The sequence below is a fragment of the Mycobacterium sp. ACS1612 genome (assembly GCF_001667505.1).
Taxonomy (GTDB): Bacteria; Actinomycetota; Actinomycetes; order Mycobacteriales; family Mycobacteriaceae; genus Mycobacterium.
In genome coordinates this window covers 78,896-100,404 of record NZ_LZHZ01000034.1, presented here as the reverse complement: position 1 = coordinate 100,404, position 21,509 = coordinate 78,896, and the positions used below count along the sequence as shown (strand labels likewise).

Sequence of the window (21,509 nt, the reverse complement as noted above, 5' to 3'; positions counted from 1 at the left end):
GATGCACCGGGGTATGGGGGGGGCACCCCCATTACACCCAAAACCCCCCGCGCCGGCGGGCGCCGGGGCGCCCCCCCCCGGCCTCGACGTTTGCACCTCAGCGCAGCAGGCCCGCCGCAGTGGCCGCGATCGGATCGAGATCCTCTGTGTCCGAGGCGGCGAGCAACAGCAGTCGCTGCTTCATGCGCGGATCCCAGAACCGTCGGATGTGATCGGCGACCGCATTGGCGGCCTGCTCGTCGCGCAGATAGCCGAAATGCGCGGCGATGTTGTTGATCATCTTGATCTCCGCGGGAGCGTTGGTCGCCATGATCAATCCACCAGTTCCGCGGTCAGCACGTCTTCGAACGCGCGCTGCGCCTGCTCGGTGACGGCCGGATGGGCCAGCGTCACCTGAACAGCGGTCACCTTGTACTCCGGGCAGTTCGTGGCCCAGTCCGAGTTGTCGGTGGTCACCACGTTCGCCCCAGTCACCGGATAGTGGAACGTGGTGTACACGACGCCAGCTGGCATTCGGTCTGAGATCTTCGCGCGCAGTTTCGTCTTGCCGACGCGACTGGCGACGGTCACCTCGTCACCATCGGTGATCCCGCGATCCTCGGCGTCGTGCGGGTGAATCTCGAGCACATCCTCCTGATGCCACGCGATGTTGGCCGTGCGGCGGGTCTGGGCGCCCACGTTGTACTGGCTCAGAATCCGGCCGGTCGTCAGTATCAGCGGGAAGCGGCGGGTGCTGCGCTCGTCCGTCGCGACGAACGGCGTCGGCATGAATCTGCCCTTGCCCCTGGTGAACTCCTCCACATGCATGATCGGCGTGCCGTCGGGAGCGTCGCCGTCGCACGGCCACTGGATGCTGCCCACCTCGTCGATCCGGTCGAACGACACGCCGGCGAAGGTCGGTGTCACCGAGGCGATCTCGTCCATGATCTGGCTGGGGTGGTCGTAGTGCATGGGGTATCCCATCACCGTCGCGATCTCGCAGACGATGTCCCACTCGTGCTTGCCGCTCTTCGGCTTCATCACCGCGCGCACGCGGTTGATCCGCCGTTCCGCGTTGGTGAACGTGCCGTCCTTCTCGAGGAACGAGGCACCGGGCAGGAACACGTGCGCGAACTTGGCGGTCTCGTTGAGGAACAGGTCCTGGACGACCACCAACTCCATCGCGCCGAGCGCGGCGGTGACGTGTCCGACGTTCGGGTCCGACTGCGCGATGTCCTCGCCGTGCACGAAAAGACCTCGGAAGCTGCCCTCGATCGCGGCGTCGAACATGTTCGGGATGCGAAGTCCGGGTTCCGGCAACAAGGCTGTGCCCCAAAGGTTTTCGAAGACCTCACGCACCGCGTCATCGGATACGTGCCGGTACCCGCTGAATTCGTGCGGGAACGACCCCATGTCGCACGAGCCCTGCACGTTGTTCTGACCGCGTAGCGGGTTGACCCCGACGCCGTCGCGGCCGATGTTGCCGCACGCCATCGCCAGGTTCGCCATGCCCATCACCATGGTCGAGCCCTGGCTGTGCTCGGTCACGCCGAGCCCGTAGTAGATGGCGCCGTTGGGGGCCTGCGCGTACAACCGCGCCGCGGCGCGCACCTCGGCGGCGGGCACACCTGTGATCGCCTGCACCGCTTCAGGACTGTTCTCCTCGCGCGCGATGAACTCCGCCCATTCCTCGAAGCCCTCGCAACGGTCCGCAATGAACGCCGTGTCGACCAGCCCCTCGGTCACCACCACATGCGCGATCGCGTTGACCACGGCCACGTTCGTGCCGGGTTTCAACTGCAGGTGGTGATCGGCTTCGATGTGCGGAGAGCGCACCAGGTCGATACGACGGGGGTCGACGACGATGAGCTTTGCGCCCTGGCGGATCCGCTGCTTCATCCTGGACGCGAAGACGGGGTGACCGTCGGTGGGATTGGCGCCGATCACCATGATCACGTCGGCTTCGGCGACGGACCGGAAATCCTGGGTGCCTGCCGACTCACCGAAGGTCTGCTTCAAGCCGTAGCCCGTCGGCGAGTGGCACACCCGCGCGCAGGTGTCGACATTGTTGTTGCCGAACGCGGCGCGGACCATCTTCTGCAGGACGTAGACCTCTTCGTTCGTGCACCGCGACGAGGTGATGGCGCCGATCGCGCCCGCGCCGTGCCGGCGCCGGATGTCGAGCATCCTGCGGGCGACGGTGTCGATCGCCTCGTCCCATTCCACTTCGCGCCACGGATCGGTGATCGCGTCGCGCACCATCGGCTTGAGCTTGCGGTCGGGATGGGTGGCGTAGCCAAAGGCGAACCGGCCCTTGACACATGAGTGACCCTCGTTGGCGCCGCCGTCCTTGTAGGGCACCATGCGGACCAGTTCGTCGCCGCGCAGTTCGGCTTTGAACGAACATCCCACACCGCAGTAGGCGCAGGTGGTGACCACCGACCGCGACGGCATGCCCAGTTCGATCACCGAGCGTTCCTGCAGGGTTGCGGTCGGGCACGCCTGCACGCAGGCACCGCACGACACACATTCGGAGTCCATGAACGACTCGCCTGCCCCGGGTGAGACCTTCGACGCGAAGCCGCGGCCCTCGATGGTCAGCGCGAAGGTGCCTTGGATCTCGTCACACGCACGCACACAGCGGGAGCAGACAATGCACTTGGACGGATCGAAGTCGAAGTACGGGTTGCTCTGGTCCTTGACCGCGTCGAAGTGGTTCTCGCCCTCGTAGCCGTACCGCACCTGGCGCAGCCCGACAACGCCTGCCATGTCCTGCAATTCGCAGTCGCCGTTGGCGCCGCAGGTGAGACAGTCCAGGGGATGGTCCGAGATGTAGAGCTCCATGACGTTCTCACGCAGCTTGGCCACCTTCGGCGTCTGGGTGCGCACCACCATGCCGTCGGCCACCGGGGTGGTGCACGACGCTGGCGTGCCGCGGCGGCCGTCGATCTCCACCAGGCACAGTCGGCACGAGCCGAACGCGTCGAGCCGATCGGTCGCACACAGCTTGGGGATGTCGACACCGGCCGTCGCGGCCGCGCGCATCACCGACGTGCCCTCCGGCACCGACACCGGGAATCCGTCCACTTCGAGCGAGATCGTCGCGGGCCCGGTCTTGGCGGGGGTGCCGAAGTCGGGTTCCTTGAGCAGACTCATGGCTGGCCTTCCGTCCTCGCGCTGATGGGTTCTTTGGCAGAGAAGTCATCGGGGAAATGGTTGATCGCGCTGCGCACGGGCATCGGCGTCAGCCCGCCCATCGCGCACAACGAACCTTCGGTCATCACGTCGCATAGATCCTCGAGCAGCGCGAGGTTTTCGTCACGGTGCTCCCCAGCGGTGATCCGGTCGATGACCTCCACGCCGCGCACCGCGCCGACCCGACAGGGGGTGCACTTGCCGCACGACTCCGCGGCGCAGAATTCCATCGCGAATCTGGCCTGCGCCGCCATGTCGACGGTCTCGTCGAACACCACGACGCCGCCGTGCCCGACCATGGCACCCGCCGCGGCGAACGCCTCGTAGTCCATCGGCAGGTCGAACTGCGCCCTTGGCAGGTATGCGCCCAGCGGCCCGCCAACCTGTACCGCCCGCACAGGGCGACCGGACAGGGTGCCGCCGCCGTAACCGTCGACGAGTTCGCCGAGGGTGATGCCGAACGCGGTCTCGACGATGCCGCCGTGCTTGATGTTGCCGCCGAGTTGGAAGACCTGGGTGCCGCGTGACCGCTCGACACCAAGTTGTTGATAGGCCTTGGCGCCGTGCGCGAGCACCGTCGGCACCGTGCCGAGGGTGAGCACGTTGTTGACGACGGTCGGCTTGCCGAACAAGCCGTTGATCGCCGGAATCGGCGGCTTGGCGCGGACCATGCCGCGCTTGCCCTCCAGACTCTCCAGCATCGAGGTTTCCTCGCCGCAGATGTAGGCGCCGCCGCCAACGCGCACGAACAGGTCGAAGTTCAGTGACGAGCCGAGCACGCTGTCCCCGAGCCACCCTCGGTCATAAGCGATCTCGATCGCTGCGCGCATCGTGGCGACCGCGTCGGGGTATTCCGACCTGATGTAGATGTAGCCCTCGGTGGCGCCGACCGCGTACGCGGCGATCGTCATGCCCTCGATGAGCAGGAACGGATCGCCCTCCATCAGCATGCGGTCGGCGAACGTGCCGCTGTCGCCTTCGTCGGCGTTACAGCAGACGAACTTCAACTCGTCGACGCAGTCGAGCACCGTCTTCCACTTGATGCCCGCCGGGAATCCTGCCCCACCGCGTCCGCGCAACCCGGACTCCGTCACCTCCGCGACGACGTCCGCGGGCGAGATCTCGAGCGCACGAACCAGACCGACGATGCCGCCATGCCGCAGATAGTCGTCGGGCGAGAGCGGATCGATGACGCCCATCCGGGAGAAGGTGACCCGGTTCTGCGATGCGAGCCAAGGCATTTCGTCCACCACACCCAGCCGCTGCGGCAGGTCGGCCCCGTCCAGCAGGCCGGCCGCCACTAGGTCGTCGACGTCGGCGGCCGCCACCGGGCCATAGCCAACGCGCCCCTGCGGCGTCTGGACCTCCACCAGCGGCTCGAGCCAGAGCATTCCGCGAGAACCGTTGCGCACCACCTGAACAGCGCGGCCGCGACGCGTCGCCGCGGTCACCAGCGCTGCTGCGACGTCGTCGGCACCGACCGATCTGGCCGCGGAATCCCCTGGCACATAGACAGTTACGGATGTGTTCATTGCGCGACCGCCTCATCAAGGATCGTCGTCAAGCGTGCTTCGTCCAGCCGTCCCTGCAGTCGGCCGTTCACTTGCGCCGCGGGCCCCAACGCACAGTTGCCGAGGCAGAAGACCTGTTCGACAGTGACGGAACCGTCCGCGCTGGTGTCGCCGAGACGCAGCCCGCGGCTGTCTTGCAGGTGGTCCACCAGACGTTGCGCACCGACGGCCTGACAGGCCTCTCCGCGGCAAATGCGGACCGTGGTACGCCCTGCGGGCGTCGAACGGAAGTCGTGATAGAAGGACACCACCCCGTGCACGTCGGCGCGGGACAGGTTAAGTTCGTCAGCGAGCACCGGAATAGCTTCCGGCGGAACGCATCCCAGTGCTTCCTGGATGGCGTGCAGGATCGGAAGCAAAGCGCCTCGCTGCCCTTTGTGAGTCGTGACGATGTCTCGAACAAGGGCGGTGTTCATGCCGCGACTCCTAACGAAACGGGTTGAACCGCCCCAGGACGGCGCCTGGGGCGGTTCACGCCCGGGCGGGCGGGATTAAACGACGATCTTCTTCTCGTGCCACGCGGCGATGGTCTCCGCGTCGTAGCCCAGTTCGGCGAGCACCTCGTCGGTGTGCTCACCGAGCAGCGGCGCGCCCTTGATGTCGGGCTTGAACGACGAGAACTTGATCGGGCTGCCGACGGTCAGGTAGGTGCCCCGGCCTGGCTGCTCGACCTCGACAATGCTTCCGCTCTTGCGCAGATCCTTGTCTTCGGCGAGATCCTTCATGGACATGACGGGTGCGCACGGCACCTCCCACTCGCGCAGGATGTCGACCGCTTCCCACTTTGTCTTGTCCGCCAGCCACTTCTCGATCTCGGCGAAGATGTCGAAGATCTTGTCCTGACGGGCGCGTGCGGTGCTGTAGCCCGGGTCATCCACCCACTCCGGCCGACCGATGGCCTCGGCAGTGCGCTTCCAGTTCTGCTCCTGGATGGTGAAGTAGATGTAGGCGTTGGGGTCGGTCTCCCAACCCTTGCACTTGACCACCCAACCGGGCTGCCCACCGCCGCCTGCGTTGCCGCCGCGCGGAACGGCCTCACCGAACTCGCCGTTCGGCCACTGCGGGTACTCCTCCAGGTAGCCGACGCGCTCGAGGCGCTGCTGGTCGCGCAGCTTGACCCGGCACAGGTTCAGCACCGCATCCTGCATGGCGGCAGAGACCTTCTGGCCCTTGCCGGTCTTCTCCCGGTGAATCAGCGCGGTCAGAATGCCGATCAGCAGGTGCATACCGGTGTTGCTGTCGCCGAGGGCGGCGCCGGCCACGGTCGGCGGGCCATCCCAGAAGCCGGTGGTCGAGGCGTTGCCGCCAGCGCACTGCGCGACGTTCTCGTACACCTTCAGGTCATTCCAGGACGAATCGTCGTTGAATCCCTTGACGGAACCGAAGATCAGCCGGGGGTTCCACTCCTGGATCTTGTCCCACGACAGGCCCATACGGTCCATGGCGCCGGGCGCGAAGTTCTCGACCAGCACGTCGGCCTCGCGGATCAGCTTCTCCATCACCTCGAGGCCCTCGGGTGACTTCGTGTTGATCGCCAGCGAGCGCTTGTTGCTGTTGAGCATCGTGAAGTACAGAGCGTCCAGTTCGGGGATGTCCCGCAACTGATTACGCGTCACGTCACCCCCGCTCGTACGCTCGACCTTCAGAACGTCGGCTCCGAGCCAGGCGAGCATCTGGGTGCACGCCGGGCCCGCCTGGACCCCGGTGAAGTCAATCACCTTGATCCCGGAGAGCGGCAAATCGGTCATGACACGTTTCCTTTCGTCGGTTGTTGTCGTGTCGGTGCGAGCGAGCTCAGTGCTTTGCGGTGATTCCCTTGGGGTTGAGGTGGGCAATGTTGCCGCTCTCGGTGCCGTCCGAGGGGTCGATGACACAGTCGATAAGCGCCGGCCTGCCCGAGGCGAGGGCTTCACGCAAGGCCGCGGCGACCTCCGCGGGCGTTGTGGCCTGATATCCCTTGCCGCCGAAGGCCTTGATCATGTATTCGTGTCGAGCCTGCAGTACCGTCGGCGCCGGGTCTCCGTTGTTGCTCGTCTCGTCACCGCGGTAAACACCGCTGTTGTTGAGGATGACGGTGACGATCGGCAGGTTGTAGCGGCAAACGGCCTCCAGTTCCATACCGGAGAACCCGAACGCGCTGTCGCCCTCGATCGCGACGACCGGGTCGCCGGTCTCGACGGCGGCGGCAATCGCGTAACCCATGCCGATGCCCATCACGCCCCACGTGCCGCTGTCCAGCCGGTGCCGGGGCACCTGCATGCCAATCGTGTTGCGCGCCAAGTCGAGTGCGTTGGCCCCCTCGTTGACGACATAGGCTTGCGGGTTGTCCTGCAGCACGTCGCGGATGGCCTGCAGCGCGCCGAGAAACTTCATCGGGTGCGCGGTCAGGGCCGATTCGAGGCGACCGGCCATCTTGGTGACGTTCGCCGTCGACTTCGCCTCGAGCTCTTCGCGCCACTCGGCCTGCACACTGATCTGGCCGGGCTTCGCCCGCTCGAGCAGCGCATCCATCACCGAGCCGATGTCACCGACAAGCGGAGCCGCGATGGGTTGGTTGCTGTCCATCTCGTTGGCCGCGATGTCGACCTGAATGAACTTGGCATCCGGATTCCATTGCGGCGCATCGCCGTGTCCGAGCAGCCAGTTCAGCCGGGCTCCGACGAGCATGACGACGTCGGCACGCTTCAGGGCGAGCGAGCGGGCGGTAGCCGCCGACTGCGGATGGTCATCAGGCAGCAGACCCTTTGCCATCGACATCGGCAGGTACGGCACGCCGGTGGTCTCGACGAACTCGCGGATCTGCTCGTCGGCCTGCGCGTAGGCCGCACCCTTGCCGAGCACGATGAGCGGCCGCTTCGCGTTGGCCAGCAGATCGATTGCGGAGTCGACCATCTCGGTCTCCGGCAGCTGCCGCGGCGCCGGGTTGACGACCTTCCACAACGTCTTGGAGGCCTCGGCCGCGTCGATCACCTCGCCCAGCACGGCGGCCGGGATGTCGAGGTACACGCCGCCGGGACGGCCGGAAACCGCGGTGCGGATGGCGCGGGCGATACCGCGGCCGATGTCCTCTGCCCGCGATACTCGGTAGGCCGCCTTGGCGAACATCCTGGCCGCCGCCAGCTGGTCCATCTCCTCGTAGTCGCCGCGCTGAAGGTCAACCAGGTGACGCTCACTGGAGCCGGAGATCTGGACCATCGGGAAGCAGTTCGTGGTCGCATTGGCCAGCGCCACAAGGCCGTTGAGGAAGCCGGGGGCCGAGACGGTCAGGCAGATGCCGGGCTTCTTGGTCAGGAAGCCCGCCGCGGCCGCAGCGTGGCCGGCGTCGCTCTCGTGGCGAAAGCCGATGTAGCGGATGCCCGATGCCTGGGCGAGGCGGGCCAGGTCGGTAATCGGGATGCCGACCACACCGTAGATGGTGTGTACGTCGTTGAGCTTGAGCGCGTCCACGACCAGGTGGATCCCATCGGTGAGAGCACCCGGCTCTTGTGGCTCGGGGGCGCTCTCTACCTCCGTGTCCGGCAGGGAAGCAATGGTCATGATGTGGGCCCTTCCTGGCTGTTCGCGCTTTTCCCTTGTTGGAGTTAACTTTCCGCGTCGCGGACGGGTGAGTCCAACACCTGTTTCCAATCACCCGATAGACGGCGGTTATCACGACGTGCCGAAGGCGGACCTACGTCCACCGCCGGCGTTATGCGACGTGGACGAGATCCTTTCCGTGCAGTTCGAAGATGTCGTTCAACGGCGTTCCGACGGCGACATTCAGGAACGCCCGCGCGGCAACAGAACCGGGCATGCCGGCGTGAATCGCCATCGAGATCTGTGCTGTGGTGTCCGGCCCGACCAGGCGGATCACCCGCGCCGCGCCGTTCACCGGCATGGCCCGCAGCCAGGTGTGCGGCACCACGCTGGCCCATGCGCCGGTCGCGACGTGCGCGTAAAGTGATGCGACAGAATCGGTTTCCACCTGCGGAGCGGGAAGCGCTCCGCTGCCGGCGAACGCCTTGTCGATGAACTGGCGGAACCGCATATCGGGCGTCAGCAGCGCCAGCGGCAGCTGGGCCGCCTCGGCCCACGTGATGGTCCGCGCCGACGGCACCAGCTGATCACCCGCCACCAGAAGCACATACTGCTCTTCGTACAGCGGTACCACCTCGAGCCCCGACTGGTCGTCAGGGCCGAAATGCGCGATGGCCACATCCAATTCGAAGTCGCGGAGTTGACGGAGCAACTCGGTGGACGAGAGCCGCGAGCACACCTTCACCCGTGCCAACGGGTGAAGCGCGCAAAATGCCGCCACCGGAAGGGCCGCGGTCGTCGACACCGTCGGCCCCGTCCCGAGCCGCAACGTCGCAGAGATGCCGGAGCGCATCGCGGCCGCCTCGGCCTTCAGAGCGTCGTGCTCGGCCAGCACGCGCTTGGCCCAGACGACCAACCGTTCGCCCTCGGGGGTCAACCCCTCGAAGTTCTGGCCACGATTGATGAGGGTGACGCTGAGCTCGCGTTCCAACTTTGCGATCGAGGTGGACAGCGCAGGCTGCGACACGTAGCAGCTCTCGGCCGCGCGCGCGAAGTGTCGCTCCCTGGCCACCGCCACGAAGTACTCCAGTTGGCGCAGCAGCACAGGCCCTCCTCGGCACAGATTGTATTCAGTATTCGATATTGCGTATGCTAGAGGTCTGCTGCGACTATGTCCAGCGAGCAATCGAATGAGGAACGGAGCGTGACGTGGCCGAAGGTTCGAACGTGACCGGTGTGACCGAGGATTGGCTTGCCGCCGCGGTCGTCAGGGAGTCCGCCGAGGCCATCGTGGTCACCGATCCGGCCGGAATCATCCGGTTGTGGAATGAGGGGTCCGCGCGAATATTCGGCTACCCGGTCGAGGAGGCGATGGGCCAGAACCTGGACATCATCATCCCGGAGAAGCTGCGTGAGCGGCACTGGAAGGGCTACTTCCAGACCATGGCAACCGGATACACCCGGTACGGCGACAAACTGCTGAGCGTGCCTGCTACCCACCGCGACGGGCATCGGCTGTCGATTGAGTTCAGTGTCGCACTGCTGCGTGACGATGCCGACCAGATCGTCGGGATCTCGGCGATCATGCGTGAGGTCACCGAGCGCCGCAATGCCGAGCGGGAACTGCGCGCCAAAATCTCCGAACTCGAAAGCCGGGTGGCGTCGGCCTGACCGGCCCCCGGTCTGCGCGGTTTGCGGCGAACGTTCCTTACCGCTCGAAAAATCGGCAAAATCTCGAGCGGTAAGGAACGTTCGGCCGCGGTACGTCACTCGATGCGCAGCACGCGCATCCGGTCGGTGTAGCCGGCGACTCCGTCACGGCTCCCGGACACCACGACCACCAGGCTGCCCGGATGCGAGATACCGAGATCGGCCAGACCACGGCTCACCACAGCAGGCATGGTCTCCGGTGTGCTTGTCGGGGCCAACACCGCCGACTGAATCCCCCAGGTGAACGCCAACCGCGCCCTGACCGATTCGTTGTGCGCGAATGCGATCAGCGGCAATGGCGACCGTTGCCTGGCCAACCGCATCGCGGTGTCCCCCGACCGGGTGAAGCAGCACAGCGCCACCGCGCCGATCCGCCTGCCGAGCCCACACGCGGCGGCGGCGACGGCATCGCTGATGCTCGCGTCCTCGTCTTCGCGCAGCGCTTGTTCGGTCGCTTTGCCCTGTCGCAGTGCGTCTTCGGCCGTCATGACGATGCGGCCCATCGTCTCGACGGTGTGCGCAGGGTAGGCACCGACGCTGGTCTCCGCCGACAGCATCACCGCGTCGGCGCCGTCGAAGATCGCGTTGGCGACGTCGGACACCTCGGCCCGCGTCGGGCGCGTGTCGGCGACCATCGAATCGAGCATGTGCGTCGCGACGATGACCGGTTTGGCCGCCTGCCTGCACAAGCTGATCGCCCGCTTCTGCACCAGCGGAACTTGTTCCAGCGGCATCTCGACGCCGAGGTCGCCGCGCGCGACCATCAAGCCGTCGAACGCGTCGATGATCGCGGGCAGGTCCGAAACCGCTTCCGGTTTCTCGAGTTTCACCATGACGGGAACTCGCTTGCCCATCTCGTCCATGATCGCGTGCGCCAGCTTGACCTCTTCGGGGGCCCGCACGAACGACATGGCCACCATGTCGACACCGAGTTCGAGTGCGAACTTGAGGTCTTCGATGTCCTTCTCGGACAGCGGCGGCACGCTGACCGCGACACCCGGTAGCGAGATGCCCTTGTTGTCACTGACGGGTCCGCCGTGGATGACCTCACAGCGCACATCCGTGGTGTCCACGTCGAGCACCCGCAGTTCGATCTTGCCGTCGTTCACCAGCAGTCGGTCACCGGCGCGCACATCTGCGGCCAGCCCGTCGTACGTCGTCGACACCCTGTCGTGGTCGCCGGCGCACGCCGATGTGGTGATCACGATCTGCTCGCCGTCGGCCCAGAACACCGGCCCCTCTGCGAACCGGCCGAGCCGGATCTTGGGGCCCTGCAGGTCGGCGAGCACACCCACGGCGCGACCCCGCTCGGCGGCGATGCGGCGCACGGTGTCGTAGACCTCCGAATGCTCGGCCTGCGAACCATGGCTGAAGTTCAGCCGGGCCACATCCATTCCGGCGTCGATGAGTTCGGCCAGCCGCGGAGCGGTCGCGGTGGCCGGACCCAATGTGCAGACAATCTTGGCGCGTCGGATCACGATGTTCCTCTCGTCAGCGCAGCGCGGGTTCGGGCTGCGGGACAACGGCGGCATGCGACGTCGCAGGCGCGCAGGTCTGGGCGAGTAGATCGGCGGCGGCGTGCACGGTGCGAAGCGTCGGCGCGGGGGCGCCGGTGAGGTCGGCCATCTCCACCACCGCGGTGACGATGGCGTCCAGCTCCAGCTGCTTACCGGCCTCGAGGTCCTGCAGCATGGACGTCTTGTGGTGGCCGACGTTCTCCGCGCCGCGCAGTCGCTTCTCGATCGAAATATCCGGTGTACTACCAACTCTGGCCGCGATGTCGAGCGTCTCCTCCATCAGCTGGGTGACGATCGTGCGGGTGTTGGGGTTCTGGCAGATCTCGACCATGGTGGCCCTGGTGAGTGCGCTCAGCGGGTTGAACGCGACGTTGCCCATCAGCTTGATCCAGATGTCGTCGCGCAGGTTCGCCTCGACCGGGGCCTTCAGTCCGCCGGCAATCATCGCATCGCTCAAGTCTTTACAGCGTTGCGAGATCTCCCCGGACGGCTCGCCGATCGAGAACCGGGTGCCCTCGAGATGCCGGATCACGCCGGGCGCCTCGATCGTCGTTGCCGGGTAGACCACGCAACCGATCGCCCTCTCCGGTGACAGCACGGCGCTGGTGGCGCCGCCCGGATCGACGGCTTCGATGCGACGGCCCTCGTACGGCCCGGGCAGTTGATGGAAGTACCACCACGGAATTCCGTTCTGGGCGGGCAGGACTGCGGTGTGCTCGCCCAACAGCGGCTGCACCAGCTGGCCACAGGAGGGATAGCTGTGCGCCTTGAGCCCGAGGAAGACATAGTCGACGGGGCCGATCTCGGCGGGGTCGTCGGTGGCGTGCGGGTGGGCCACGAAGTCACCGCGCGGGCTGAGCACCTGCACTCCGTTCTCCCGCATGGCCCGCAGATGCTCGTTGCGTGCGATCAGGTGGACCTCAGCACCACCTCGGTGCAGCGAAGCACCCCAGTAAGCGCCAATTGCTCCGGCCCCGACGACTGCAATCTTCATGGCGACTCTCCTGACTGTGGATACTGATATGTACAGCCACGCGCGGCCACGACAGCCGCGCGGGTTCCTCGGATCTGGTTGCATACAGTATGCGATCTCCTTTACTGTGGCAATGGTCCGCGCCTGGGCGTCGCCGTTATCGGCGTACGAACTTTCTGCCCGGCCACAGCCAGGAAGAGGAATATGACGCTGATCGGAGTGCCGCGCGAGAACGCGGCAGATGAACGCCGTGTCGCGCTGGTCCCCAAGGTCGTCGAGAAACTGCGCGCTGCAGGTCTCGACGTTGTCGTCGAAAGTGGCGCCGGCACAGGGGCTTTGATTCCTGACGAACAATACGAACGGGTGGGCGCCACCATCGGTGACCCGTGGCCCGCCGATCTGGTGGTGAAGGTCAACCCGCCGACGAAGGACGAAATCGCGCTGCTGAAGCCCGAATCCACTGTCGTCGGCTTTCTGGCACCTCGCACACATCCCGAGGTTGCCGAGGATCTGCGACTCGCGGGCGTCACAGGCTTTGCGATGGAAGCGATTCCACGGATCTCGCGCGCGCAGGCGATGGATGCGTTGTCGTCGCAGGCCAACGTCGCCGGTTACAAGGCCGTGTTGGTGGCGGCCTCGGAGGCCACCCGCTTCTTCCCGATGCTGACCACCGCGGCGGGCACCGTCAAGCCGGCCACCGTGCTGGTGCTCGGTGTCGGCGTGGCCGGTCTGCAGGCGTTGGCGACGGCCAAGCGGCTCGGCGGCAAGACCACCGGCTACGACGTGCGGCCCGAAGTCGCCGATCAGGTGCGCTCGGTCGGTGCGCAGTGGCTGGACCTCGGCATTGACGCCGCCGGAGAGGGCGGATACGCGCGCGAACTGACCGAGGCCGAGCGGGCCCAGCAGCAGGACGCGCTGGAGAAGGCGATCACCGGTTTCGATGTCGTCATCACCACCGCGCTGGTTCCCGGCCGGCCCGCGCCCCGGCTGGTCACGGCGGCCGCGGTGCGCGGCATGAAGCCGGGCAGTGTGGTGGTCGACCTGGCCGGTGAGACAGGCGGCAACTGCGAGCTGACCGAACCCGGGCAGACCGTTGTCAAACACGATGTGACGATCGCGTCGCCGCTGAACCTGCCGGCCACCATGCCCGAACACGCCAGCGAGTTGTACGCCAAGAACATCGCGTCGCTGCTCGACCTGTTGATCAAGGACGGCGAAGTGGCACCGGATTTCGAAGACGAAGTCGTGGCCGCTTCCTGCGTCACACGTGAGGAGACCAACTGAGATGTACGACCAGTTGTTGGCCAATCTGGCGATCCTGGTGTTGTCAGGGTTCGTCGGGTTCTCGGTGATCTCCAAGGTGCCCAACACCTTGCACACCCCGTTGATGTCGGGCACCAACGCGATTCACGGCATCGTGCTGATCGGTGCGCTGGTGGTGCTTGGCCGCGTCGAGCACCCCAACCTCGCCGAGCAGATCATCTTGTTCGTCGCCGTCGTATTCGGAACGCTCAACGTGGTCGGCGGCTTCGTGGTGACCGACCGCATGCTCGGCATGTTCAAAGGCAAGAAGGCTGCGCGATGAACTATCTCGTCACGGTGCTCTACATCATCGCGTTTGCGATGTTCATCTACGGCCTGATGGGTTTGACAGGGCCCAAGACCGCGGTGCGCGGCAACTGGATCGCGGGTGCGGGGATGGCCGTCGCGGTGCTCGCGACGCTGATCGCGATCCGGCACAGCGAGAACTGGGGCCTGATCATCGCCGGCCTCCTGCTCGGGGTGGCACTCGGGGTGCCACCGGCCCGGATGACGAAGATGACCGCGATGCCGCAGTTGGTCGCCCTGTTCAACGGGGTCGGCGGCGGCACGGTGGCGCTCATCGCGCTGTCGGAATTCATTGACACGGCAGGCTTTTCGGACTTCCAGCACGGGGAGTCGCCGACGGTGCACATCGTGGTGGCCTCACTGTTCGCGGCGATCATCGGGTCGGTGTCGTTCTGGGGTTCGATCATCGCGTTCGGCAAGCTGCAGGAGGTGCTGCCGGGCCGCCCGATCGGAATCGGCAAGGCACAGCAGCCGCTGAACCTGTTGCTGCTCGCGGGTGCGGTGGCCGCCGCGATCGCGATCGGACTGGCCGCACATCCGGGAAGCGGTGGCGCATCGCTGTGGTGGATGGTCGGACTGCTCGTCGCCGCGGGCGTCCTCGGCTTGATGGTGGTGCTGCCGATCGGCGGCGCCGATATGCCCGTGGTGATCTCGCTGCTCAATGCGTTGACCGGATTGTCCGCTGCGGCAGCGGGTTTGGCGCTGAACAACACCGCGATGATCGTGGCGGGCATGATCGTTGGCGCCTCAGGTTCGATTCTGACCAACCTGATGGCCAAGGCGATGAACCGCTCCATCCCGGCGATCGTCGCGGGCGGCTTCGGTGGCGGCGGCATGGCGGCCTCGAGCGACGACGGCACCGACAAGGTGGTCAAGGCCACCTCGGCGGCCGACGCCGCGATCCAGATGGCCTACGCCAACCAAGTCATCGTGGTGCCCGGCTACGGTCTGGCCGTCGCACAGGCCCAGCACGCCGTCAAGGACCTCGCGGGCATGCTCGAACAGCGCGGCGTGCCGGTGAAGTACGCGATCCATCCCGTCGCGGGGCGGATGCCCGGACACATGAACGTGCTGCTGGCCGAGGCTGACGTCGAATACGACGCGATGAAGGAGATGGACGACATCAACGACGAATTCGGCAGGACCGACGTCACAATCGTCATCGGCGCCAACGATGTCACCAACCCGGCGGCGCGCAACGATCCGTCGAGCCCGATTCACGGCATGCCGATCCTCAACGTCGACCAGTCCAAGTCGGTCATCGTGCTCAAGCGCTCGATGAACTCCGGCTTCGCCGGCATCGAGAACCCGCTGTTCTACGCCGACGGAACGACCATGCTGTTCGGCGATGCCAAGAAGTCGGTCACCGAGGTCGCGGAGGAACTGAAGGTCCTCTGAGCGGCGCTGATAACATCTCGCTATCGGCCGGTAACAGATTTCTGTTGGACGGCTGTGGGCGCAGCCCGCAATGATGAAGGGCAGCAACGAGAGTCGGCTTGTCCGCGCGAGCACGAAAGGCAACTGAACACATGGGCGTCGAGAACCCGAAGGTCAAGCCGCCCAAGAAGTCAGCAGCCGGAGTGCCTGCGGTCATGCATGCGCTGGAGTACTCGCTGGAGCAGACGTCGCTGGTGCGGACGACGCTCAACCTGCTGAGCATCAATCAGGCCGACGGCATCGACTGCCCGGGCTGCGCATGGCCGGAGCCCGAGGCCGGCAAGCGGCACCGCAACGAGTACTGCGAAAACGGCGCCAAACACATCAACGACGAGGCGACCACGCGCCGGATCACCCGAGAGTTCTTCCATGAGCACCCGATCTCCGAGCTGGCCACGAAGTCGGACATGTGGCTCAACGAACAGGGCCGGTTGACCGAGCCGATGGTGAAGCGGCCCGGATCGGACCACTACGAGCCGATCGACTGGGACGGCGCCTTCGACGTGCTGGCCACCGAACTGCGCGCGCTGGATTCACCCGACGAGGCGCTGTTCTACACCTCGGGCAGGCTCAGCAATGAGGCGGCGTTTCTGCTGCAGCTGTTCGCACGCGCGTACGGCACCAACAATCTGCCGGACTGCTCGAACATGTGCCACGAGTCCAGCGGCGCCGGACTGAGCGAGACGCTGGGAATCGGCAAGGGCAGCGTGAGCCTCGAGGACCTCGAAACCGCCGACCTGGTGCTGGCGGTGGGGCTCAACCCGGGGACCAACATGCCTCGGATGCTGTCCGCGCTGGAGGAAACCAAACGCAACGGCGGACACGTGATCGCGGTGAACCCGTTGCCCGAAGCGGGACTGATCCGGTTCAAGAATCCGCAGAAGGTCAGGGGAATCCTGGGCCGCGGCACCGCGATCGCCGATCAGTTCCTGCACATCAAGCCCTGTGGCGACCTGGCGCTGTTCCAGGCCATCAACGCCCTGCTGTTGAAGGCCGAAGACGATGCGCCGGGAACGGTGTTGGATTCCGATTTCATCGACACCCACACCACGGGTTTCGTCGAGTTCGCCGCCCACACGCGGCAGATCTCCTGGCCGGATGTGCTTGACGCGACGGGTCTTTCGCAAGAGGAGATCCAGCAGGTCGTCGATCGGGTGCTCGCCAGCTCGAAGGTCATCGTGTGCTGGGCGATGGGCGTCACCCAGCAGAAGCACGGTGTGGCGACGGTGCGCGAAATCGTGAACTTCCTGATGCTGCGCGGGAACCTGGGCCGGCCGGGCGCAGGGGTATGCCCGGTTCGCGGCCACAGCAACGTCCAGGGCGACCGCACGATGGGCATCTGGGAGAAGATGCCCCAGTCGTTCCTCGATGCGCTCGAGGGGGAGTTCGGCTTCGCTCCCCCGACGCACCACGGCCTCGACGCGGTGGACTCGATCAGGGCCATGCGCGACGGCCGGGCGAAGGTGTTCGTCGGCTTCGCAGGCAATTTCGTGCGCGCCACCCCCGACAGCGAATTGACCGAACGCGCGATGCGCAACTGCCGGCTGACCGTGCACATCTCTACGAAGCTGAACATGTCGCACGCGGTGTGCGGTGAGACGGCTCTGATCCTGCCCACCCTCGGCCGCAGCGACCGCGATGTCCAGGCGACGGGTGAGCAGTTCATCACGGTCGAAGACTCGATGAGTATCGTGCACCAGTCCCGCGGCCGACTCACGCCCGCGTCGGAGCATCTCCTCAGCGAAGTGGCGATCGTCTGCCGACTGGCCCGCCGCACCCTGGGAGACAGCCACGAAATCGGCTGGGAAAAGTTCGAATCCGACTACGACATGATCCGCGACGCGATCTCTCGTGTGGTGCCCGACTTCGAGGACTTCAACGAGCGGGTGCGCCGACCCGGCGGGTTCCGGCTGCCCAATCCGGTCAACGACCACCGGTTCAACACGGCGTCGGGCAAGGCGCAGTTCACCTGCAACACGTTTGACCGAATCCAGGTTCCGCCAAACCATCTGGTGTTGCAGACGATGCGCAGCCATGACCAGTGGAACACCGTGCCGTACGCACCGAACGACCGGTATCGCGGCATCAAGAACGGCCGTCGCATCGTGCTGATCAACCCCGCCGACATCGAGGAACTCGGGCTGGCCGACCGGCAGATGGTCGACCTGGTGAGCACCTGGGAAGACGGTGTCGAACGGCGAGCCGAGAACTTCCGCGTGGTGGCCTATCCCGCAGCACGTGGTTCGGCGGCGTCCTACTACCCTGAAACCAACGTGCTGGTACCGCTGGACAGCGTCGCCGACATCAGCAACACCCCCACCTCCAAAGGCGTGTTCGTCCGCTTCGAGCCGTCTAGTTGAGGGCGGTCAGAAGTAGCCGTGATCCCATTCCGACGGTGCCGGCCAGGGTTGCGGCATAGGCGTCGAACAGGTAGCGGGTCCGGCGCAACTCCCACAGCGTCCGCGCGCTCAACCAGGCGAAGTCGCGTGCCTTTTCGATGTTCCACGACGTGACCAAGTGAGCGATCGGTCCCAGGTGGTCGTCGATGGACTGTTCCACATCGGTGAGAAACGACCGACGGATCTCCGCCTCCACGCTGGCGAGCAGTTCGTTGACTTTGTCGAAATCCTGCTGAACGCCCTCGCTTTCGGGCGTCAGCCGACGCGCAGCGCACGTGGTGACCACAGCGAACGCCAGATCGTGCTCGATGTGCGCGTTCATGCCGGCGAGTGCGAATTGAATCGGCAATAATTTGGGATTCCCCCGTGCGTCGAACAACGGCGCCCAGGCTTTCGGCTTCGCATCAGCGGCGTCGTACGCCGCAAACCAGTAGTCGGCGAATCGCACGTCGAGATCGGCGATGAAGGCATCGTCATGGAACACACCGCCTGAGGCCAAGCGGTCCGCGATCATCTCGGTGACCCGAAGATAGACCCGATTGAACACGGCGACACCGTCACCTGCGGACGTCTGCGAATCGATGACACGCATTCGTGCGAGCACATCTGCCACGGAACCCGACCCCATGAGTCCAATCAGAGCAGACGCCTCGATGCAGGGAGCCCGAACGCGCATATCGATGCTGCTGGGCTCGCACGAACACGGCCGGTATATCAGATGTCGCTTGTCACGTACCGCTTCTTCACGGCAGGCTTGGCGAGCAATGGCGGAAGGTCGGTGAGTTCTCCCTCCGCGGCGCGAAACCTGCGGTATGCCTCGTCATGCTCGACGGTGTCCCAGATCTGGTAGACGAGCCAGTGCGCCTCGTCCTCCTCGTCGATGAGGACCTGAATCAAACGGTTCCCGGCAAAGGCGCGAGTGTCTTTCAGCGCTTGACTCATGAGATCGCGGCCCGCTGAAACCGACTCGGGCTTGAATTGCAGTTCGAATGTCACGGTGACTGTCATCGGATTTGTCCTTCGTAGTTGTTCCACGGTGCGCGATCCACTCCTACAACGTGCGGGTCGCCCGAACCCGTGCATCGGCGATTCACCATGCTGGGCGGTTCACAACCGACGTTCAGCCTTGGTGAAATGCGCTGCGCGCTCGCCGATCACTATGCACGGAGCCATGGTGTTGGCCGGCATCACCTCACGCACGACGTGTGGCCGGAGTTCGGCGGAGTTGCCGATCTCGCGCAGAGCGTTGGCCTCAATCCGAATGGGATCGGCGGGGTCGGGTGCTGACAGCCGCAACCGGCTGCGGCGTTTCGCGTGTGTCGGCGCACCGAACACTGTCCAGCTGTTCTGCGGCGAACCGTATTTCACGGCGTTCTCGAGGGTGGCTTTTGCGGACGCTCCGATATGCTGGCCGCAGTCAAAGCCAAGTGGTCCTGGAAGTTTCGGACCACCCCCGGTAAGTGCTGACGCACGGCAACCCTGACGCGACGCAACTCGCCTTCGTCGCCGACACCGGACGTCCGGGGCCGACTGTCCGAAGATCTCAACCGCCCCGACCCGGTGGGTCCGACCGGATTCGGAGGCTGCGGTGCCCGCGCGCCCAGATCATGGCGATGATGCTCGATCCGCCGCCAAGCACCTCGCCCATCGAGAACGGAATCGAACCCATACAGCTGCGGATCAGGTTCGGCGGCCGGTGACTCGCCTCCGCCCCTCCAGAAGTAGAACCTTCGGGTCGGGGTTCTCCGCCAGTCGGCTGGCGAGCACCGGTCCGGATGTCCCGCGCCACAGACGACAACGTCATAGCTCGGCTTCAATTCGGCGGTCACATTGGCCGCCAAGCTTCTGGGTATAGCGATGTATATCCAGCTCACCCGCGGAGGCTCCCGAATGCGTTCAACACTGAACCAGATTCACAGGCGCGACTAGTCTCGCTGAAATGGACGGACCGAGTCGCACCACAGCTGAACTGATCGTCGAGTGCCTGGAGAACGAGGGCGTCACGCACGTCTTCGGCATCCCCGGTGAGGAGAACATTCGACTGGTCGAAGCGCTGTCGAAGTCGTCTATCGAGTACGTGCTGACGCGACATGAACAGGGTGCCTCGTTCATGGCCGAGGTCTATGGCCGGTTGACGGGCCTGGCAGGTGTCTGTTCGGCAACACTGGGTCCCGGCGCGATCAACCTCTTGCTCGGCGTGGCGGATGCCACCACGAATTCGACACCGCTGATTGCCCTTTCAGCACAGGTGGGAATGCGGCGCAGCTACAAGGAATCCCATCAAGGGGTCGACCTCGTGTCGATGTTCGCTCCGGTGACCAAGTGGTCCGCACTCGTGGCCACACCGCAGGCGGTGCCGGAGATGGTCCGCAAAGCCTTCAAACTCGCACAGACGGAGCGCCCGGGAGCGGTCTATCTCGCAGTGCCCGAGGATGTCGAAGACGCTGAGGCGCCAGAGGGGTTCGGCCCGCTGCCCATCAACGTTCCGCGGCCCGACGATCCCTCCGACGCCCAGTTGGAGCGGGCGGCAGAAATTTTATGCGCCGCGCGAAATCCCATCCTGTTGGCCGGCCACGGCGCGGCCCGCAGTGGGGCGGCTGAGGCGGTGTGCCGATTCGCCGAATCCCTGGACATCCCGGTGGCCACCACTTTCCACGGTAAGGGTGTCATGCCCGACGATCATCGACTCGCGCTCGGGGCGGTCGGCTTCATGCGGCATGACTACGTCAACTTCGGCTTCGACCAGGCTGACGCCATCGTCGCCGTTGGCTACGAGTTGCAGGAGTTCGATCCCGTCCGGATCAACCCGAGCGGGGAGACGAAGATCATCCACATCCACCGCTTCCCGGCCGAGGTGGACGCGCACTACGACGTCGCGGTGGGCCTGCACGCCGACACCGCGCGCACGCTCGATGCGCTGGCGGAACGGGTGACGCGCGAGCATCCGTCGCTGTCCGGTCACGAACGGATCCGCGAGCTGCTCTCCGGTGAACTCGAACGCGGGCGCGCCGATGACAGGTTTCCGCTGGCTCCGGCCCGCATCGTCGCCGATACGCGAGCAGCGTTGCGGCGCAATGACATTGCGCTTGTCGACACGGGTGCGCTGAAGATGTGGATGGCCCGGCTCTATCCGACGTACGAGCCGAACACGTGCCTGATCTCCAACGGGCTCTCGACCATGGCGTGGACGCTGCCAGGGGCGATCGCGGCGAAGATCGCCCGCCCAGAGGCGAAGATTCTCGTCGCGACCGGCGATGGCGCGTTCCTGATGAACTCACAGGAGATCGAAACCGCGCTGCGGCTGCGCACGCCAATGGTGATCCTCATCTGGGACGACAACGCCTACGGCCTGATCAGCTGGAAGATGGACCTCGAGATCGGCCACAACGTCGACACCCATTTCGACAATCCCGACTTCGTCGCCTATGCCGAAAGTTTCGGCGCGAAGGGCTACCGCATCTCGGCGGCCGACGAGCTGCTGCCGACTTTGCGCGCGGCGCTCGCCGACGACACCGTCACCGTCATCGCGTGCCCCGTCGACTACTCGGCCAACAGCGCCCTGATCGCCTCGCTGGGCGAGTTGGACGAGTCGTTGTCCTGACAG

The 21,509-nt window shown here is 65.4% G+C and carries 18 protein-coding genes; 6 read left to right on the top strand and 12 right to left on the bottom strand.

What is annotated here, in order from left to right:
• Positions 1-97 precede the first annotated feature (97 nt).
• From A5724_RS15300 to A5724_RS15270, 7 genes are all read right to left on the bottom strand, one after another.
• Positions 98-310, bottom strand: coding sequence for a formate dehydrogenase subunit delta (locus A5724_RS15300; protein ID WP_067803168.1), 213 nt, complete (start codon positions 308-310; stop codon positions 98-100).
• 2 nt (positions 311-312) lie between these two features.
• The gene (gene fdhF / locus A5724_RS15295) at positions 313-3,135 is read right to left on the bottom strand and encodes a formate dehydrogenase subunit alpha (protein ID WP_067803165.1); all 2,823 of its coding nucleotides are present in this window, start codon (positions 3,133-3,135) and stop codon (positions 313-315) included.
• Positions 3,132-4,706, bottom strand: a complete 1,575-nt coding sequence (locus tag A5724_RS15290) for an NADH-quinone oxidoreductase subunit NuoF (RefSeq protein ID WP_067803163.1) — start codon at positions 4,704-4,706, stop codon at positions 3,132-3,134. The genes fdhF and A5724_RS15290 overlap by 4 nt, the downstream gene beginning before the upstream one ends.
• Entirely contained in the window at positions 4,703-5,161 is a 459-nt protein-coding gene (locus A5724_RS15285; RefSeq protein WP_067803161.1) for a formate dehydrogenase subunit gamma, read from the bottom strand. The genes A5724_RS15290 and A5724_RS15285 overlap by 4 nt, the downstream gene beginning before the upstream one ends.
• 75 nt (positions 5,162-5,236) lie before the next feature.
• Positions 5,237-6,493 carry a formyl-CoA transferase gene (gene frc, locus A5724_RS15280; RefSeq protein WP_067803158.1) on the bottom strand — a complete coding sequence of 419 codons (1,257 nt, stop codon included), beginning with the start codon at positions 6,491-6,493 and terminating at the stop codon, positions 5,237-5,239.
• Between the two features lie 46 nt (positions 6,494-6,539).
• Positions 6,540-8,282: an oxalyl-CoA decarboxylase gene (gene oxc, locus A5724_RS15275; RefSeq protein WP_067803155.1), complete on the bottom strand. Its 1,743-nt coding sequence runs from the start codon at positions 8,280-8,282 to the stop codon at positions 6,540-6,542.
• Between the two features lie 151 nt (positions 8,283-8,433).
• Positions 8,434-9,366, bottom strand: a complete 933-nt coding sequence (locus A5724_RS15270; RefSeq protein WP_067803152.1) for a LysR family transcriptional regulator — start codon at positions 9,364-9,366, stop codon at positions 8,434-8,436.
• A 104-nt stretch (positions 9,367-9,470) separates the two neighbouring features.
• On the opposite strand from A5724_RS15270, the gene A5724_RS15265 reads away from it, so the two are divergent.
• Positions 9,471-9,932, top strand: coding sequence for a PAS domain S-box protein (locus A5724_RS15265; protein WP_156752294.1), 462 nt, complete (start codon positions 9,471-9,473; stop codon positions 9,930-9,932).
• A 95-nt stretch (positions 9,933-10,027) separates the two neighbouring features.
• On the opposite strand, the gene pyk is transcribed toward A5724_RS15265, so the two are convergent.
• Entirely contained in the window at positions 10,028-11,449 is a 1,422-nt protein-coding gene (pyk, locus tag A5724_RS15260; RefSeq protein WP_067803199.1) for a pyruvate kinase, read from the bottom strand.
• A 13-nt stretch (positions 11,450-11,462) separates the two neighbouring features.
• Entirely contained in the window at positions 11,463-12,482 is a 1,020-nt protein-coding gene (locus A5724_RS15255) for a 2-dehydropantoate 2-reductase (protein WP_067803149.1), read from the bottom strand.
• Positions 12,483-12,665: 183 nt separating this feature from the next.
• Between A5724_RS15255 and A5724_RS15250 the strand changes: the two genes are divergently transcribed.
• The 4 genes from A5724_RS15250 (at position 12,666) to A5724_RS15235 (ending at position 17,866) form a co-directional block, all read left to right on the top strand.
• Positions 12,666-13,745 carry a Re/Si-specific NAD(P)(+) transhydrogenase subunit alpha gene (locus A5724_RS15250; RefSeq protein WP_067803146.1) on the top strand — a complete coding sequence of 360 codons (1,080 nt, stop codon included), beginning with the start codon at positions 12,666-12,668 and terminating at the stop codon, positions 13,743-13,745.
• A 1-nt stretch (position 13,746) separates the two neighbouring features.
• Entirely contained in the window at positions 13,747-14,046 is a 300-nt protein-coding gene (locus A5724_RS15245) for an NAD(P) transhydrogenase subunit alpha (protein WP_067803142.1), read from the top strand.
• On the top strand, positions 14,043-15,467 hold the full coding sequence (locus tag A5724_RS15240) for an NAD(P)(+) transhydrogenase (Re/Si-specific) subunit beta (RefSeq protein ID WP_067803140.1): 1,425 nt from the start codon (positions 14,043-14,045) through the stop codon (positions 15,465-15,467). Before A5724_RS15245 ends, A5724_RS15240 begins: the two co-directional genes overlap by 4 nt.
• Before the next feature lie 131 nt (positions 15,468-15,598).
• Complete coding sequence (locus A5724_RS15235; RefSeq protein ID WP_067803138.1) at positions 15,599-17,866, top strand: FdhF/YdeP family oxidoreductase; 2,268 nt, start codon at positions 15,599-15,601, stop codon at positions 17,864-17,866.
• Here A5724_RS15235 and A5724_RS15230 read toward each other — a convergent pair.
• From A5724_RS15230 to A5724_RS34605, 3 genes are all read right to left on the bottom strand, one after another.
• On the bottom strand, positions 17,859-18,533 hold the full coding sequence (locus tag A5724_RS15230) for a DUF5995 family protein (RefSeq protein ID WP_067803135.1): 675 nt from the start codon (positions 18,531-18,533) through the stop codon (positions 17,859-17,861). The two genes, A5724_RS15235 and A5724_RS15230, sit on opposite strands and share 8 nt — an antisense overlap.
• An 86-nt stretch (positions 18,534-18,619) precedes the next feature.
• Positions 18,620-18,913, bottom strand: a complete 294-nt coding sequence (locus A5724_RS15225; RefSeq protein WP_067803132.1) for a putative quinol monooxygenase — start codon at positions 18,911-18,913, stop codon at positions 18,620-18,622.
• Positions 18,914-19,012: 99 nt separating this feature from the next.
• On the bottom strand, positions 19,013-19,273 hold the full coding sequence (locus A5724_RS34605) for a hypothetical protein (protein WP_067803129.1): 261 nt from the start codon (positions 19,271-19,273) through the stop codon (positions 19,013-19,015).
• A 571-nt stretch (positions 19,274-19,844) separates the two neighbouring features.
• On the opposite strand from A5724_RS34605, the gene A5724_RS15215 reads away from it, so the two are divergent.
• Positions 19,845-21,506: an acetolactate synthase large subunit gene (locus A5724_RS15215; protein ID WP_067803126.1), complete on the top strand. Its 1,662-nt coding sequence runs from the start codon at positions 19,845-19,847 to the stop codon at positions 21,504-21,506.
• The last annotated feature ends 3 nt before the right edge of the window (positions 21,507-21,509 follow it).